The organism is Staphylococcus arlettae (assembly GCF_025560845.1).
Classification (GTDB): domain Bacteria; phylum Bacillota; class Bacilli; order Staphylococcales; family Staphylococcaceae; genus Staphylococcus; species Staphylococcus arlettae.
Map to the genome: position 1 here is coordinate 1,843,443 of NZ_CP094803.1, position 16,251 is coordinate 1,859,693.

Annotated in this window: 18 protein-coding genes and 1 riboswitch; of the genes, 7 read left to right on the forward strand and 11 right to left on the reverse strand. The window is 31.4% G+C overall.

All coding sequences use genetic code 11. The annotated features are described in order from the left end of the window. Positions 1–133: 133 nt before the first annotated feature. A complete protein-coding gene (locus MUA37_RS09025; protein WP_002510838.1) occupies positions 134–760 on the reverse strand; it encodes a YkyA family protein in 627 nt (208 codons plus the stop codon). 125 nt (positions 761–885) lie between these two features. Here MUA37_RS09025 and def point away from each other — a divergent pair, with 125 nt between their 5' ends. Beyond that, a complete protein-coding gene (def, locus tag MUA37_RS09030) occupies positions 886–1,437 on the forward strand; it encodes a peptide deformylase (RefSeq protein ID WP_262624536.1) in 552 nt (183 codons plus the stop codon). A gap of 122 nt (positions 1,438–1,559) precedes the next feature. Here the strand turns inward: def and MUA37_RS09035 are convergent, their stop codons facing one another. Further along, the gene (locus MUA37_RS09035) at positions 1,560–1,832 is read right to left on the reverse strand and encodes a hypothetical protein (protein ID WP_103388154.1); all 273 of its coding nucleotides are present in this window, start codon (positions 1,830–1,832) and stop codon (positions 1,560–1,562) included. A gap of 633 nt (positions 1,833–2,465) precedes the next feature. On the opposite strand from MUA37_RS09035, the gene MUA37_RS09040 reads away from it, so the two are divergent. Continuing rightward, entirely contained in the window at positions 2,466–2,681 is a 216-nt protein-coding gene (locus MUA37_RS09040; RefSeq protein WP_002510841.1) for a DNA-dependent RNA polymerase subunit epsilon, read from the forward strand. Continuing rightward, positions 2,681–4,531, forward strand: coding sequence for a ribonuclease J1 (rnjA, locus tag MUA37_RS09045; RefSeq protein ID WP_262624537.1), 1,851 nt, complete (start codon positions 2,681–2,683; stop codon positions 4,529–4,531). The genes MUA37_RS09040 and rnjA overlap by 1 nt, the downstream gene beginning before the upstream one ends. A gap of 51 nt (positions 4,532–4,582) precedes the next feature. Here rnjA and MUA37_RS09050 read toward each other — a convergent pair whose 3' ends face one another. The 3 genes from MUA37_RS09050 to MUA37_RS09060 all read right to left on the reverse strand — a co-directional run bounded on the left by MUA37_RS09050 (position 4,583) and on the right by MUA37_RS09060 (position 7,705). Beyond that, positions 4,583–5,242, reverse strand: coding sequence for a potassium channel family protein (locus MUA37_RS09050; RefSeq protein WP_002510843.1), 660 nt, complete (start codon positions 5,240–5,242; stop codon positions 4,583–4,585). Between the two features lie 94 nt (positions 5,243–5,336). After that, on the reverse strand, positions 5,337–6,353 hold the full coding sequence (locus MUA37_RS09055) for a cytochrome d ubiquinol oxidase subunit II (RefSeq protein WP_002510844.1): 1,017 nt from the start codon (positions 6,351–6,353) through the stop codon (positions 5,337–5,339). Then, positions 6,353–7,705, reverse strand: coding sequence for a cytochrome ubiquinol oxidase subunit I (locus MUA37_RS09060; protein ID WP_002510845.1), 1,353 nt, complete (start codon positions 7,703–7,705; stop codon positions 6,353–6,355). The genes MUA37_RS09055 and MUA37_RS09060 overlap by 1 nt, the downstream gene beginning before the upstream one ends. Positions 7,706–7,904: 199 nt before the next feature. On the opposite strand from MUA37_RS09060, the gene MUA37_RS09065 reads away from it, so the two are divergent. Continuing rightward, on the forward strand, positions 7,905–8,141 hold the full coding sequence (locus tag MUA37_RS09065) for a glutaredoxin family protein (RefSeq protein WP_002510846.1): 237 nt from the start codon (positions 7,905–7,907) through the stop codon (positions 8,139–8,141). A gap of 49 nt (positions 8,142–8,190) precedes the next feature. On the opposite strand, the gene ptsP is transcribed toward MUA37_RS09065, so the two are convergent. The 4 genes from ptsP to MUA37_RS09085 all read right to left on the reverse strand — a co-directional run bounded on the left by ptsP (position 8,191) and on the right by MUA37_RS09085 (position 12,123). Further along, positions 8,191–9,906, reverse strand: a complete 1,716-nt coding sequence (gene ptsP, locus MUA37_RS09070; protein WP_002510847.1) for a phosphoenolpyruvate--protein phosphotransferase — start codon at positions 9,904–9,906, stop codon at positions 8,191–8,193. A gap of 1 nt (position 9,907) precedes the next feature. After that, complete coding sequence (locus MUA37_RS09075; RefSeq protein ID WP_002510848.1) at positions 9,908–10,174, reverse strand: phosphocarrier protein HPr; 267 nt, start codon at positions 10,172–10,174, stop codon at positions 9,908–9,910. Between the two features lie 176 nt (positions 10,175–10,350). After that, positions 10,351–10,893, reverse strand: coding sequence for a hypothetical protein (locus MUA37_RS09080; RefSeq protein WP_002510849.1), 543 nt, complete (start codon positions 10,891–10,893; stop codon positions 10,351–10,353). A 60-nt stretch (positions 10,894–10,953) separates the two neighbouring features. Further along, positions 10,954–12,123 carry a class I SAM-dependent rRNA methyltransferase gene (locus MUA37_RS09085; protein WP_002510850.1) on the reverse strand — a complete coding sequence of 390 codons (1,170 nt, stop codon included), beginning with the start codon at positions 12,121–12,123 and terminating at the stop codon, positions 10,954–10,956. A gap of 321 nt (positions 12,124–12,444) precedes the next feature. Here MUA37_RS09085 and MUA37_RS09090 point away from each other — a divergent pair, with 321 nt between their 5' ends. After that, positions 12,445–12,990, forward strand: coding sequence for a bile acid:sodium symporter family protein (locus MUA37_RS09090; protein ID WP_241954704.1), 546 nt, complete (start codon positions 12,445–12,447; stop codon positions 12,988–12,990). Here MUA37_RS09090 and MUA37_RS09095 read toward each other — a convergent pair. Continuing rightward, a complete protein-coding gene (locus MUA37_RS09095; protein WP_142919642.1) occupies positions 12,987–13,295 on the reverse strand; it encodes a hypothetical protein in 309 nt (102 codons plus the stop codon). The genes MUA37_RS09090 and MUA37_RS09095 overlap by 4 nt on opposite strands. A 378-nt stretch (positions 13,296–13,673) precedes the next feature. After that, positions 13,674–14,975 (reverse strand): lipoteichoic acid stability factor AuxA, encoded by a 1,302-nt coding sequence (gene auxA / locus MUA37_RS09100; protein ID WP_103388151.1) that lies wholly within the window; start codon positions 14,973–14,975, stop codon positions 13,674–13,676. A 272-nt stretch (positions 14,976–15,247) separates the two neighbouring features. Here auxA and graF point away from each other — a divergent pair, with 272 nt between their 5' ends. Next, positions 15,248–15,382, forward strand: coding sequence for a glycopeptide resistance-associated protein GraF (graF, locus tag MUA37_RS09105; protein WP_021459046.1), 135 nt, complete (start codon positions 15,248–15,250; stop codon positions 15,380–15,382). A gap of 103 nt (positions 15,383–15,485) precedes the next feature. Continuing rightward, a riboswitch (TPP riboswitch) is annotated at positions 15,486–15,588 on the forward strand. An 85-nt stretch (positions 15,589–15,673) separates the two neighbouring features. Beyond that, a complete protein-coding gene (locus MUA37_RS09110) occupies positions 15,674–16,249 on the forward strand; it encodes an ECF transporter S component (RefSeq protein WP_002510855.1) in 576 nt (191 codons plus the stop codon). Positions 16,250–16,251: the final 2 nt, after the last annotated feature.

The following is a 16,251-nucleotide window of genomic DNA, read 5'->3' on the forward strand; positions in this document are numbered from 1 at the left end:
ATAGAAAGAGGTACAGTTTTGTAACTGTACTAATAAAACAGTTGCAACTGTACCACTATTTATTGGAGTAAATTATGCGACAAATGTAAACGCAATCATATTATTGATATATATACCATGACATGTTGGATTATTAAATTAAATTATCTACATCTTTCTTTTCTTCATCTACTTTTTTCATTGCTTTGGAATATGCTTTAAATTGTTTGTCCATTTCTTTATAAGATTTAGAAACTTCTTTTGATTTTTCGTCAATCTTACTTTGTTCAATTTGATCGCCAGACATATATTTAAACATATCTTCCTCTTTATCTAACACATTATTGTATGCTTCAGCGTACTTTTCATGTGCTTGATATTTGGCTTTCAAAGCATCATCTAATTGTTGAACTTCTTCTTGTTTTTTATTATTACCGATATTTTCTATATGCTTGCCAGCTTTTTTATAATCTTCTTCTGATTTATTAATTGCCTCTACTTCTTTTTTAAATGTTGATTTACGTTCTTTGACATTATCTAAGATTTTACTTGCAGTCTTATTCACTTTTTGTTCATCATTACCATTTATATCTTTTACTAATTTTTGTTTTTGCTGTTCTAACTCATTAAGTTTTTTACCCGTACTTGAAATAGACTTTTCTTCGTCAAATGCTTTTTGAATTTGTTCATTATAATTCTTCATTTCACCTTTATCTGTTGTACATCCAGCTAAAAAAACTGCCGATGCTAATGTGACTACAATACCATGTTTAAATTTCATTTTGAGCTTAAACCTCCTCATATGTGTGTGCTATATTATATAATATTATAGTATAAATCAAATAGATTACTGTATTATACTAATATATATTTGGTATAGTTTGAATTAAGGAAGGTGTAATAACAATGTTAACAATGAAAGATATTATTAGAGATGGACATCCCACGCTACGTGAAAAAGCGCAAGAAGTGCCATTACCTCTATCAGAAGAAGACCGCAATACATTATTAGCTATGCGCGAATTTTTAATTAATAGTCAAGATGAGGAATTAGCTAATAAATACGGATTACGTTCGGGTGTTGGTTTAGCTGCCCCACAAATCAACTTATCTAAAAGAATGATTGCTGTGTACTTACCAGATGACGGTGAAGGCAAATCATATGATTTAATGTTAGTTAATCCAAAAATAATGAGTCATAGTGTACAAGAAGCATACTTACCAACTGGTGAAGGTTGTTTAAGTGTTGATGAAGATATCCCTGGATTAGTACATCGTAAAAACCGCATTACTGTTAAAGCTACAGACATTGACGGTAAAGAAGTAAAATTACGTCTTAAAGGTTATCCTGCAATCGTAGTACAACACGAGATTGACCATATTAATGGTGTGATGTTTTACGATCATATCGATGCACAGCACCCATTACAGCCGAAAGCAGATGCAATGGAATTGTAATAAAACAGGCTGGCGCAGTAATGCACCAGCCTAAAATAATATGTTTATAGTTCAACGCTTTTAAACTAAAAACTGCTATTTGTACATGACAATAAACTTTCAATTGTCAGTATACATATGCTTTACATAAAGTCATCGCGTCTTTCATTGTATGGAATGTGTAAATTATCTAATTCTCTTTTTACACTATTTAAAGATTGAATATCTAAAAATTCAGGGTCGTGATTGTGTTTAACAAAGAAGTGATTTTCATTTTGTGTATTAATAATCTCGTCGTAATTAAAGAACATTATTACTTGCTCCGTCCGTACTTCAAAAGTAGCACCTTTAAATATTTTATCATTTCTATTTTTTTCCTTTTTTACATCTTCAATTATTCTTGTCACCTGATCCATAATAATCACCTAAATCCATTTCTCAAATTTACTTTACTTGTTCACTCTCTAATTCCATTTCCTTTATACTGTAATCATAAAGAATTACAACTTAATGCTCAAGTACAATTTAATATAAAAACTGAAATTTCAAAATATTTGTCTATTCTCTCCTAATTATTCTAGTTTTTCATATTTATAAATTTTTAGCATTCGCTATTTGTATTGAGATATTAACTGTTTAGAATACAGTAAATGCAATGACTTACAATAAATTTAAGTCATTAGATTTTACACTAACACGCAAAGTTAAATTTATTATTCATATCGTGATACAATATCATTATTATGAAATAAATTAACAATTATTTAAGAGACAAACATACAACACTAGATCCCTTCTATTTTAATAGAAGATAAAACTGCTTTATTTATTTATGCACATCATGTAAAATAATAAATAATTGGATAGGTTTAATATTGTAATACTTATTCTTAAATTGAACGAATTACAACCACCCTAGAAACATACTAGGCAGAAAGCTGGTATGTTCTTTTATATTCAGAGAATTGCCTATTTTATTAATACTAGGGTTTGTTATTTATACATTTAATATTTATAAAAAGAAATGCATTTAGGAGGAAATATATATAATGGCAGTATTCAAAGTATTTTATCAACATAATAAAGACGAAGTAATTGTACGTGAGAACACGCAAACAATTTACGTAGAAGCACAAACCGAAGAACAAGTAAGACGTTATTTGAAAAACCGTAATTACAACATTGAATTTGTTACTAAATTAGAGGGCACACATTTAGAATATGAAAAACAATCTGATCACTTCAACGTGGAGCAAGCTGAATAATGAAACAAATTCATAAAAATGAGGTAGCAGTATATGCGCTTGGTGGTTTAGGTGAGGTCGGAAAAAACACTTATGCCATTGAGTATCAGGATGAAATCGTAATTATCGATGCAGGTATTAAATTCCCAGATGATAATTTACTCGGTATTGATTACGTAATTCCTGACTATACTTATCTCGAACAAAATCAAGATAAGATTGTTGGTCTATTTATTACTCATGGTCACGAAGACCATATAGGTGGTGTGCCCTACCTTTTAAAGAAAATAAATGTGCCTATCTATGGTGGTCCTTTAGCTTTAGGTCTTATTAGAAATAAACTAGAAGAACATCATTTATTAAGAACTACCAAATTAATTGAAATTGATGAAAGCAGTGTTATCAAATCGAAACACTTTGAAATTTCATTCTATTTAACTACGCACAGTATTCCTGAAGCTTATGGTGTTATTGTTAATACACCTGAGGGTAATATCGTGCATACTGGAGATTTCAAGTTTGATTTTACACCTGTAGGTGAGCCAGCAAACATTGGAAAAATGGCGCGCTTAGGTGATGAAGGTGTACTATGCTTACTTTCAGATTCAACAAATGCATTGGTACCTGATTTCACATTAAGTGAACGTGAAGTAGGACAAAATGTAGATAAAATTTTCAGAAATTGTACAGGTCGTATTATCTTTGCGACATTTGCTTCTAACATTTACCGTGTACAACAAGCAGTGGAAGCAGCAATTAAGTACGATCGCAAAATTGTAACTTTTGGTCGTTCTATGGAAAATAATATTAAAATTGGTATGGAGCTTGGTTATATTAAAGCCCCACCTGAAACGTTCGTTGAACCTAATAAAATTAACAGTATTCCAAAACACAAACTACTAATTTTATGTACTGGTTCACAAGGTGAACCTATGGCTGCACTTTCTCGAATTGCTAATGGAACACATAAACAAATTAAAATCATTCCTGAAGATACAGTAGTATTTAGTTCATCGCCTATTCCAGGTAATACTAAGAGTATTAATCGTACAATTAATTCACTTTATCGTGCTGGTGCAGAAGTTATCCATAATAAAGTTTCGAACATTCACACTTCTGGCCACGGATCTCAAGGAGATCAACAATTAATGTTACGTTTAATCAGACCTAAATTCTTTTTACCAATTCATGGTGAATATAGAATGTTACAAGCCCACGGTCAATCTGGTATTGAATGTGGTGTAGATCCTGACAATGTCTTTATCTTTGATATCGGTGATGTTCTAGCACTTACTAAAGATTCTGCACGTAAAGCAGGACGCATACCATCTGGTAATGTTTTAGTTGATGGAAGTGGTATTGGTGACATCGGAAATGTAGTTATCCGTGATCGTAAGTTACTTTCTGAGGAAGGTTTAGTTATTGTTGTAGTCAGCATTGATTTTGATACAAATCAATTGCTATCTGGTCCTGATATTATTTCACGAGGCTTTGTTTATATGCGTGAATCAGGTCAGTTAATATATGATGCACAGCGTAAAATAAAAACTGATGTCATTTCCAAATTAAATCAAAATAAAGATATTCAATGGCATCAAATTAAGTCTTCAATCATTGAAACGTTACAACCGTATCTCTATGAAAAAACAGCAAGAAAACCAATGATACTACCAGTCATTATGAAAGTTAACGAAGGTGACGATGTTACTACGACATCAGCAAAACCAAAAGCAAAACCAAGTCCTAAACGTAAAAACAACAACAAAGATCGTAAACCAACACAAAATAAAAAAACGTTTGAACCTAAAAGTAAACCAGTAAAAAAAGAAACACCAACAAAAGAAACAGATAAAAACCAATCAGAATCATAATAAAAAGAAGCCTAGTACAGTTTATGTACTAGGCTTCTTTTACATGCTATTTTAGCGTACTACCTTTTTCTCGAAACGATTTAAATCATTATCATGACCTATCATTATTAAAATATCGCCTATTTCAATATTTTCATTTGGATCTGGTGACACTAAAATTTCTCTTCCTCGTTTTACTGCAATAATACTAATACCAAATTGTGCTCTGATGTCTAAATCAATTATTGTTTTGCCAGCCATTTTTTCACTCGCTTTTATTTCAACAATTGAGTGTTCGTCAGCTAATTCTAAATAATCCAATACACTAGCACTTGCTACATTATGTGCGATACGTCTACCCATATCACGTTCAGGGTGCACGACTGTATCGGCACCAATTTTATTTAAAATTTTAGCATGATAATCATTTTGCGCTTTAGCTGTTACCTTTTTCACACCAAGTTCTTTCAGTATTAACGTTGTTAACGTACTAGATTGAATATTTTCACCAATTGCTACTATAACATGATCAAAGTTTCTAATTCCCAAACTTTTCATCACAGCTTCATCTGTTGTATCTGCAACAACTGCATGTGTAGCAATTTCACTATATTCATTTACACGTGCTTCGTCTGAATCAATTGCCATAACATCCATATCTAAAGCATTGAGTTCCCTAACGATGCTCCCGCCAAAGCGACCTAAACCTATAACCACATATTCTTTTTCCATATGCGTCCTCCATTAACAACAAAGTATAAAAAGTTGAGCAATCACGCTAAGTTAATTGCTCAATCTTTTTTAGTCTATGAAACAATTTTATTGTTTATTTTTTACCTTCTACATATTCCTTATCAAAAACAAACAATTTCAATAATAATATTAACGATGGTATGAGTAAAAGTAAACCTAAAATAAATGAAATGGTTAATGCTATTGCCATATTATCATTTACAACTGCATGATCAAGTTTGACCATTGGGTATAATAAATAAGGTAATTTACTAATACCGTATCCAAAGAAAGCGAATCCCATTTGGAAAATGACTAATATGAATGCCCAACCATGCCATTTTTTTTGTAACGTAAACAGCATAGCGACAGTAAAACAAATTAAACTTAGTAAGAACATCCACCAATAATCAGTAACTGCTGTTACAAAATGCCCTTCATTTTGCACTCTTAATGATAAAAAGACGAAAAGTGATATAGCGAGCATTGGTGGACCCCAGAATAAAAACCAATACCTTAATAACTGATAAGCTTTGCTATCTTTTGCTTTATGTGCATAAAACGTTAAGAAACCAGATGAAATATATAACACTGAGATAACAGCTAAAAATACTACTGACCATGAAAATGGACTTAATAATAACTCTACCCAATCTAAATCAATCTGATTTCCTTTCTGAATCACAAAACCACCTTCTGAAATGGTTAATGCAGTTGCCAATGATGCTGGAATAAACAAGCCAGTTAATCCATATAAAGCTAGCCATTGCAATTTAGAGTCTTGGCCATAGTTTTCAAACGCATAGAAACTACCGCGTATAGTTATTAAAATTAACGCAATAGATGCAGGAATGAGTAAAACCGTACCAAAGTATTTGGCAGAATCTGGGAAGAACCCTACAATGCCTACGAAGAAAAACACAAAGAAGACATTTGTTACTTCCCATACCGGATTTAAATATCGTGAAATCAAATGATTAATTTTTTTATCTTGTTTAGTAATCTTAGCGTGTAAAGCAAAGAAACCTGCACCAAAATCTATAGAGGCAATAATAATATAACAAAATAAGAATAGCCATAAAACGATTATTCCAATATGTGCAAATACCATTATTTCTCACCTCTTTCATTAGCAATAGCTTCAAATTCTTGATACGCGGGCTTCTCTTTAAACATTCTGATTAGTACATATGAAGTCGTTACCAATAAGACAAAGTATAAAATTGCGAATAAAATGGTAACTAAAGTCAGTCCACCCGCTTGAGTTGCCGCTTGTTCAACTTTTAGATAGCCTCTTAAAATCCATGGCTGTCTGCCCATCTCTGTTAAGAACCAACCTGACTCAATCGCTAACATTGCACCAGGTCCTGTTAGTAAAATACCAAAAAGCATCGGTTTAACATGAAGATATTTTCTTAATTTTTTAATACACAACATCGTCACGTAAATACCAGAAACTACAAAACAGAAAACGCCTAAAAAGACCATAATATCAAAGAAGTAATGTACAATTAACGGCGGTGTCACTGATTTTGAAAAATCATTTAAGCCTTTTACTTCAGTATCAAAACTGTTATCGGCTAAAAAGCTTAAAATACCAGGCACTTTAATAGCCCCTGACACTTCTTGAGTCTCTTCATCCAGAGTACCAAATAAGACTAAATCTGCATTGGATTCCGAATCAAAATGCCATTCATAAGCTGCTAATTTTTCAGGTTGCTCTTGATGTAAGAATTTAGCAGATAAATCACCAGCTAACATAGATCCTAAAGTAAATACTAACCCTAACACCATAGTTAATTTTAATGCTTTAACATGATATGTTGTATCTTTTTTAAATTTATTTTTTAATATTTTGTAAGCTGCTATAGCTGCTAAAATGAACGCCATAGTCATTAGTGCTGTAGCTACAACATGAAAAGAACGTACTAAAAATGACGGGTTGAACATAGCTGCTAATGGTTCAACATTGACCATTTTCCCGTCTTTCATATCGAATCCTGCCGGTGTATTCATAAATGAGTTTACTGACGTTATAAATAACGCAGAGAATGAACCACCAATAATAACAGGAATACTTAAAAGAAAATGTAGCCATCTATTTTTAAATCTTTTCCAAGTGTATAAATATATACTAAGAAATATTGCTTCAAAAAAGAATGCGAACGTTTCTAAAAAGAGCGGTAATGCAATAACATGGCCACCTATTTGCATAAATGTAGGCCATAACAATGATAATTGTAATCCTATAATTGTACCTGTCACAACACCAACTGCTACGGTAATTGTATATCCTTTTGACCACCGTTTAGCTAATGTCATGTAATGAGGATCCTTATTTTTAATTCCTAAAAATTCTGCTATTGCAAACATAAGTGGCATACCTACGCCAATAGTTGCAAATATTATGTGTACTGCTAGAGTCATACCAGTCAGAAATCTAGCTAATTCTACTGAATCCATAACATCACCTTTTAATTATATTTGTGAGTAAAATCACAACGTCTATTTATTATATCGCGCGTGCTAAAAAGATGAAATATTTTAGAATGAAAATAATAGTGACAAATTAATGACTTGTCACAGACCATTCACAAAGTTGAATTTTTCTAGTATCATCTATATATTATGAACTAAATACTTGTGGAAAGGATGTAGAGCTTTGACTGAAATTATAATTTATACACAACATGAATGTCCACCATGTACGTTTATTAAAAATTATTTATCCGAGCATAACATTAGTTATATCGAAAAAAATATCAATCAAAATAGTCAATATAAACATGAAATGATGGATTATGATGCGTTCGCAACTCCTTTTATTTTATTAGACAATGAACCAATGTATCAAATCGACATGGATAAAATAAATAATACATTATCTCTAAATTCTTAAAAATACAAAAAAAGTTTATTAAGCGATAATCGCTTAATAAACTTTTTTGTTATTTCGAATATTCACGTACTAATGCTTCAACTTCTTCTGTTGTTGCACAATCAATGGCACGTTCAGCTAATTCGTTCATTTCATTTTTACTTAAACCTTTAATTTGTCTACGTGCTTTTAATACAGAAGACGCACTCATAGAAAATTCATCTAAGCCTAAACCTAATAAAATTGGAATAGCAGTTTCGTCTCCAGCCATTTCACCGCACATACCTGTCCATTTATTCTCTTTATGAGAAGCTTCAATCACTTGTTTTACTAAACGTAAAATAGCAGGATTGTAAGGTTGGTACAAGTATGACACACGTTCAGACATTCTATCTGCTGCCATAGTATATTGTATTAAATCATTTGTTCCAATACTGAAGAAATCAACTTCTTTAGCAAAAACATCTGCTAAAGCTGCTGTTGAAGGAATTTCGACCATGATACCGATTTCAATATCATCTGAAACATCTACACCTTCATTTGTTAAATTCTCTTTCTCTTCTAATAAGATTGCTTTAGCATCACGGAATTCTTGAATTGTAGCAACCATTGGGAACATAATATTTAATTTACCGTAAACAGATGCACGTAGCAAAGCACGCAATTGTGGTCTGAAAATTTCAGGTTGATCTAAACATAATCTGATAGCACGATAGCCTAAGAATGGATTCATTTCATCAGGTAAATCTAAATATGGTAGTTCTTTATCTCCACCTATATCTAATGTACGTACTACGACACGTTTACCATCCATTGATTGGATAACTTCTTTATATGCTTCAAATTGTTCATCTTCTGTAGGTAACTGATCTCTACCCATGTATAAAAATTCAGTACGATATAAACCAATACCTTCCGCACCATTTTCTATTACACCAGAAAGATCATTTGGCGTTCCAATATTTGCAGCTAATTCTGCATGGACACCATCTACAGTAACCGTTTCTTCATCACGCAATTTTTGTAATTCTTTTTTATCTTCAAAGAAACGTTCACGTTTATTTTCATAAGCGATCACTTCATCACTTGTAGGATCAACAATTACTTCCCCTGTTAAACCGTCTACAATAACCATATCACCTTGGTTTACTTCGTCTGTTATTGTTTTTGAACCAACAACAGCAGGGATTTCTAAAGAACGGCTCATAATTGCTGAATGTGACGTTCTTCCCCCAATATTTGTTACAAATCCTTGTACAAATTCTTTGTTTAACTGCGCTGTATCAGATGGTGTTAAATCATTACCAATAATAACAACGCTTTCATCGATCATACTTGGATTGGGTAATTCTACGCCTAAAAGATTAGCTAGTACACGCTTTCTTACGTCACGAATATCAGCTGCACGCTCTTTCATGTATTCATTATCCATCGAATCAAAGATAGTAATGAACTGATCAGTTACTTCAGTTAAAGCTGTTGGTGCGTTAACTTGTTCATTATTAATTTTTTCTTCTATTGGTTGAATTAACTCTGGATCATCTAATACTAATAAATGTGCATCAAAAATCGCTGCTTTATCAGCACCAAGATTTTGCTCAGCATTATTTCTAATTTTAGTTAATTCGATTTTGGATGTATTGATAGCATTTTGAAACTTTTCGACTTCTGCATTTACATCTGACACTTTATTGTTATCAAATGATAAATCAGGTTCAACTAATAAGTATGCTCTCGCAATAGCTACACCATCTGATGCAGCGATACCTTTAATATAGTTTGGCATATTATTTAGTTAATCCTTCTTTTGATAACACTTCAGTGATTGCTGTAATTGCATCAGTTTCATCGCTACCGTCAGCATAGATAGTGATCTCTGCATCTTTACCTACACCTAAGCTCATAACACCCATAATAGATTTCAAGTTAACTTTTTTACCGTTGTATTCTAATTGAATATCTGAATCAAATTTTGATGCTGTTTGAACAAGCATTGTTGCTGGGCGTGCATGAATCCCCGTTTCGTCAATAATTACATATGAATTTTGTTCCATAATATGATATCTCCTTCGTATAGTTAGAATCGTTAGTTTATTATAAAACCTAACAAAGTTTTATATATTTACATTACCAAATTATATTTATAAATTCAATTCGTTAATCCCTAGATATGATAATATCTAGGGATATTTTAGCCAATTTGTGAAAACGCTGCAATTTTATTTATTTTTTAGACTAAAGATTGGGCAACCTTTTCACATTTTTCAATATGATCGTCACCGATTTTCTTCATTAAATAATAACTTATTGAAGCAGAAATAGCTTGTCCAACTATAGGGAACCATTTTGTTTGTTTCGCTGCAGTTCGTTTAGCAACATCTCTAATCACTACTTTTAATATCGCATTAGACACTTTTTTGCCAACAAATTGACTTCCTTGAATTGCTGCAGTGGTATAAATACGTTCTTTTATATCGTCACCCATCGAATTTACTTGCTTATGATCTAAACCATAAATCTTATTCACATCTTCTATAATATCTTTCATGAGTTTTAAATCTACACTAAACCCTAATCCAGGAATTGGTACCACACTAGCTCCAGAAGATAATAATGATTTTTTTCTGACTAAAGCCATAGCACGATCACGTCTATCTGCTATTTCTTGTTGAGTTGTTGGTATATTACTTTTTTGTTTAATTTCTTCAATATCTAAAACTTTATTTCCGACTTTATTAGTTAAATTATTCGTAATTTTGTTTTTTATGCTCACTTTAATTCACTCCTCAAATATATTGCATTCAATAACATAATTACCCTATTTTCACTGATTTTATTTAACTTGTACAAAAATTGCTTTTAAATATTTAGATGGCTTGTAATGTGGATGTGTTTTAAAGTCTTTAGGTAAGCCCATAACTTCTACAATGTCATAATCCACATCAGCATCTTCTAATGTCTTTTTAACAGTATTTTTAAAGGATTTTAATGAATATGCACTATTATTGGTACATAATAGTAATGTACCTTGTGGTGCTAGAATATTTAAAGCGCCATCAATTAACTTGTCATAATCTTTCATTACAGAAAATGTTTTCTTTTTATTACGTGCAAAGCTTGGTGGATCGATAACAATCGTATCGTATAACAATTGATGACGTTCGGCATAACTATAAAAATCAAATGTATCCATTACGTAAATATATTGTGATTTCGGATCAATGCTATTTAAGCCGAAGTTCTCTTCAGTTAAACTACGGGAACGATTGGCTAAATCGACACTTGTAGTTTGTTCGGCAATTGGTGCTGATATAACTGAAAATGCTCCAGTATAACTAAATAAATTCAACACCTTGTTATTTGACGCAAATTGATCACGTAATTTCTTACGTACTTCTTTTTGATCTAAAAAGATACCCGTCATTAGTCCATCATTTAAATTAACATTATAAAATGCGAAGTTTTCTTCTATAACGATTGGAAATTCAGGCGCTTCTCCAGTTACAAAGCCACCCTCGAAATCAGTATCTTTAAATCTCATTTTTTCAAAAATTGATGTGTATTGAAATACATTTTGTATCGCTTGTAAGATTAAATATTTAAATTTATAAATACCTTTAGAGTACCACTGTATTAATAAATGGCCATTATAATTATCTATAGTAAGTCCACCTACACCGTCACCTTCACTATTAAATAATCTAAATGCATTCGTACCTTCTAAATTATAAAAGTAAGTTCTATCTTCTTTAGCGAGTGTAAATAGCTTTTCAAAAAATGCAATATCAATATTTTGTTGTTGGTCATAAGATAATACCCATCCAAGTCCTTTATGCTGTCTTCCTACATAACATGTAGCAATGTATGTGCCTTGTTCAGTGACTAAATAAAACAAATCTCCTTCTTTCAAATGGTCGTGATTGTATATATCTTCTTCATCAATTAAAGGATATTGATTTTTATACTTAGTTTCCTTGCCTTTATTTAAAGTGGCAGTTTTCATATGTGATGCCAACCTTCCTACTATTATTATTTAATTTAGCAGTTACTATTTTAGCATGGTAATTAAAGTAGATATAGCAAAAAATTAAAAACTATCGCCAAATCCCCCTTTTTATTAGCAGTTTTTGTGCTCGCTTTCCGCGGACACTGCCTCACCATGTAATTTGCGGCGAGTGCTGTTCCCGCAAGAGTCTACCCAAATTACTGCTAATATTGTATGTTAAAATAAATCTATTGATAAAAGAGAGACTTTGAAATGATTGCTATTTCTAAATGAATTTCCTAATACTATAAGTGTATAGCAAAGGGGGATAAATATACTATGGTAGATATAATTAATAAAAAACTACAAAAACTGATGCCCATACTGACTCCTTTTTGTGTTGTAATTGGCATTCTTTTTCATTTCATTGGAGAACAGTTACTTTTTGTAGTTCCTTGGCTATTTGCTTTTATGACTTTTGCTGGAAGTCTAACTATGAGATTTAAAGATATCAAAGTGTTTATCAAACACCCATTTATTATTCTTTTTAGTATCGCTTTTTTACATATCCTCATGCCTGTTTGGGCATATTTTTTAACTCAAACAGTTTTTAACGATCATTTACTTACAATAGGTTTTGTAATATCTGTAGCTATCCCTACAGGCGTTACAAGTATTATTTGGATTAATATATGCAAAGGAGATTTTCCATTAGGTCTCTCAATCATCTTGATTGACACTCTACTAGCACCCATCATTTTACCTACCTTACTTTATGTACTAGTTGGAGAATCCATAAATATAGATACTATTTCAATCCTAAAAGGTTTAATTTTAATGATTGTTATTCCCTCAATATTCGGAATATTAGTAAATGAATTTTAAAAAAACAAATCATCTAAACTTAATGTTACTTTAGCACCATTTTCAAAATTAAGCTTTTTCGCAATAGTAATTATTAATAGTAGCGCCGTAACTCCATATGTTACAAATTTCACTTGGAATTTATTAGCCATTATATTAATGGTTTTCTTCTTAGCAGCAATAGGATATGCTCTAGCCTTAATACTAAGCCACATACTTTTCAAAAATACTATAATCACTACAACGTTAGTACTGATTGGAGGCATGAGAAACATACCAATCGGCATAATAATTGCTGTAACGTATTTCCCTAAAAAAGTTGCCATGCCTGTTGTATTTTGTATGCTTTTCCAACAAGTTTTAGCTTCTTTATTCGCAAAAGTCTTAGATAAATATCAAAAACAGTATATTTAGTTTGTTGATTTAGCAATGTTATAGGACAATATGGCAATGAAAGTAGACACATTGTTAGCAGTTTTTGTGCACGCTATACGCACGCATTGCCTCAGCCTGTAGTCTTCGGCTAGTACTATTCCAAGCTAATTTTTACTGTTATTAATATTTAAAAATGACGATGTGGCTAATGGAAACCACTGTTATTTAATAAAATCATCCAATAACGATAAATAAAACAAGCCTTAGGCGAACTGTTGCCTAAGGCTTGTTTATGTTTTGAAGCTATCTTTCAAGTATAGTTATTTTATTTATTCTTGTTTACGTTCACGCAATTTGATGACGAATGCAACTGTTACTGCAATCAACATTAAGAATAATAATGGCGTGATAAAAATAGATAATAGTAAACCATGCACCATAATATTGGCGAATTCAGTTAATAACTTGAAGAATAAAATACTAATCATAAATAACTGAATATAATAGAATTTATTTCTTAAATAATTAGTCAATGTTGTAAGAATATACGCTATCATAATTAACATTAACAGTAACAAGGTAATCCATTCTATTACATATTGTGTTTGTGAGATTTCCCAATCACCTGACACAAACAAACTATTTCTATTATTAAATTCGATAAGTGTAAAGAATAAAAGGAATGCACCGCAGAACAATTCTACATAAACTGTTTTTAGCCATTTAGGCTTTTTCATCCAATTTGGTACATCGTCCTCTTGAATATCGATGATGTCTTTCCATTTCTTCACAAATTTATCTTTTTTATTACGTATTTTTTCCATATCTACACTACGACGTGTTTTGCGTGTGAACTCTGTCGTACGATCTTGAATATTTTTCCAATGAATTTTAGTTTGGTTAGACATAGAATCTTTACTTGTTCTAGAAAGCTCAGGCTCTTCCTCACCAAGTTCTTGCTTAGTTAAAGGTAAAGCTCTTCTTAAGAATAAGAAATTCCAAATAGACATTTGTCCAAGCAACCACATAATTAAGAAGAATACGTTAATACTTAATATATCAATTGTTAAAATTTCATCACTTTCAATTCTGCTATATAGCACTAATTGCGTTAGCAAATATACTATCCCATAACTAAAAATAATCCATAAATAATGATATTTTCTATTGTGTGTATATAATTCATCTTTATATACGATATAACCAATATGAATTATAAAAGGGAAAATAAATAAAATTGCAAAAAAGCTATATACTTGCGTCATTAAAACGAGTGTTATTAAAAAATATAATATTCCTACTACTAAAAAGAAAATCGAAATATCATAATCATACTGAGTTGTACGATACAACGTCCACCCTAACCCAATTACTAATAAGCCAAATAGGATAATTACAATCGCACTTATAATTGGGAAATTGCCTATATAATTACTAACTACTCTTATAATTTCACTAAAAAAAGCGTTGAAAAAATCCCACACATTATGGATATGTAATTCTACTTTACCTTTACCATTTAATTTCTCTATTAATGGTAAATTGATGAGTATAATTATCCCCATAAAAAGTGAAACTATGCCGATAACATAACTATATAATATTTCGGCGTGTTTTTTTAGAAACGACATACCATTCACCTCAAAGTCATTATATATGAACATCTTGTTCTTGTCTTTATTAAACTCATTAAATAAGTCTCGAGTATGATATAAAACTGTATCATAAACAAATTTCCACAGTTCAACAAAATTCAAACTCATTTTTCGGATTATTTAACAATAACTTATTTTTACATTAATTTGCAATAACAATGACATCAAATTGTTTTAAATATTTTTTACGAGGTAAAAGTTATGTGTAACATCTTTTTCTATTAGTTTACTATAAGGAGTGTAGTATTATGACTAAAGACGACGTAAATAAAAAAGCAGCAGAGAAAGCTAAAGAAGTTGAAGATGAATTAAAAGAACAAAAAGAGCAGAATCAAGAGAATTCTGAGGAAACAAAGAAAAACATACAAGATATTTTTGACTAACAACATTTTAATTGTTACTGAAATTGTGATATTAACTGTATATAGAAAATGTGCTTGACATACTGTAGTAAAAGTCATACATTAAGTATAAAATAAATATTAATATTCGCACTAGGGGTGTTTTGTGACTGAGATGAGGTATACCCTCAAACCCTTTGAACCTGATCTAGATGAAAGCTAGCGTAGGAAAGTGCTAAATTATACTTTTTGACGATAGTACAGTATAGTTCTGCCCAATCTTACACGCGCAACCTTCTAGAGAGGTTGTGCGTTTTTTTGGAGGAATATTAAATGTCAAAAGGTTTAAAACTGTCAGAAATTTTAGTGACTGTCTTAATTGCAGTTGTATTCGCATTGATTTACAACATATGGAACTTTGTTTACAAAGCTGTACAGGTTTCAGGTTTACACATCGAAGAGTTGACTTATGGTGCTTGGTTTATGGCAGCAATAGTAGCTTATTTGATTATTCCAAAGGCAGGCATTGCACTATTAGCTGAGTTTGCTGCTGGTGCAGGTGAAACAATCGTCATGGGTCGCTTTGATATTGCGACAATGATTTATGCATTACTACAAGGATTAGCTTGTGAAATTATCTTTGCAATTTTCAAATATAAATCACGTACTGCTATGGTTGCGATGTTAGCAGGATTATTAGCTGCAATAGTAACATTACCTTTAGATTTTGCTTATGGCTATTTAGCTGAAATCGCAAGTTGGAATCTTGCTTTATACATTGGTTTTAGATTGATTAGCGGTATCATAGTAGCTGGATTATTGTCATATATTATCGTCAAAGCATTAGACCAGACAGGTGTTACAAGATTATTTCGCCCTTCTTCACAAAAAGATTATGACAATTTATAAGG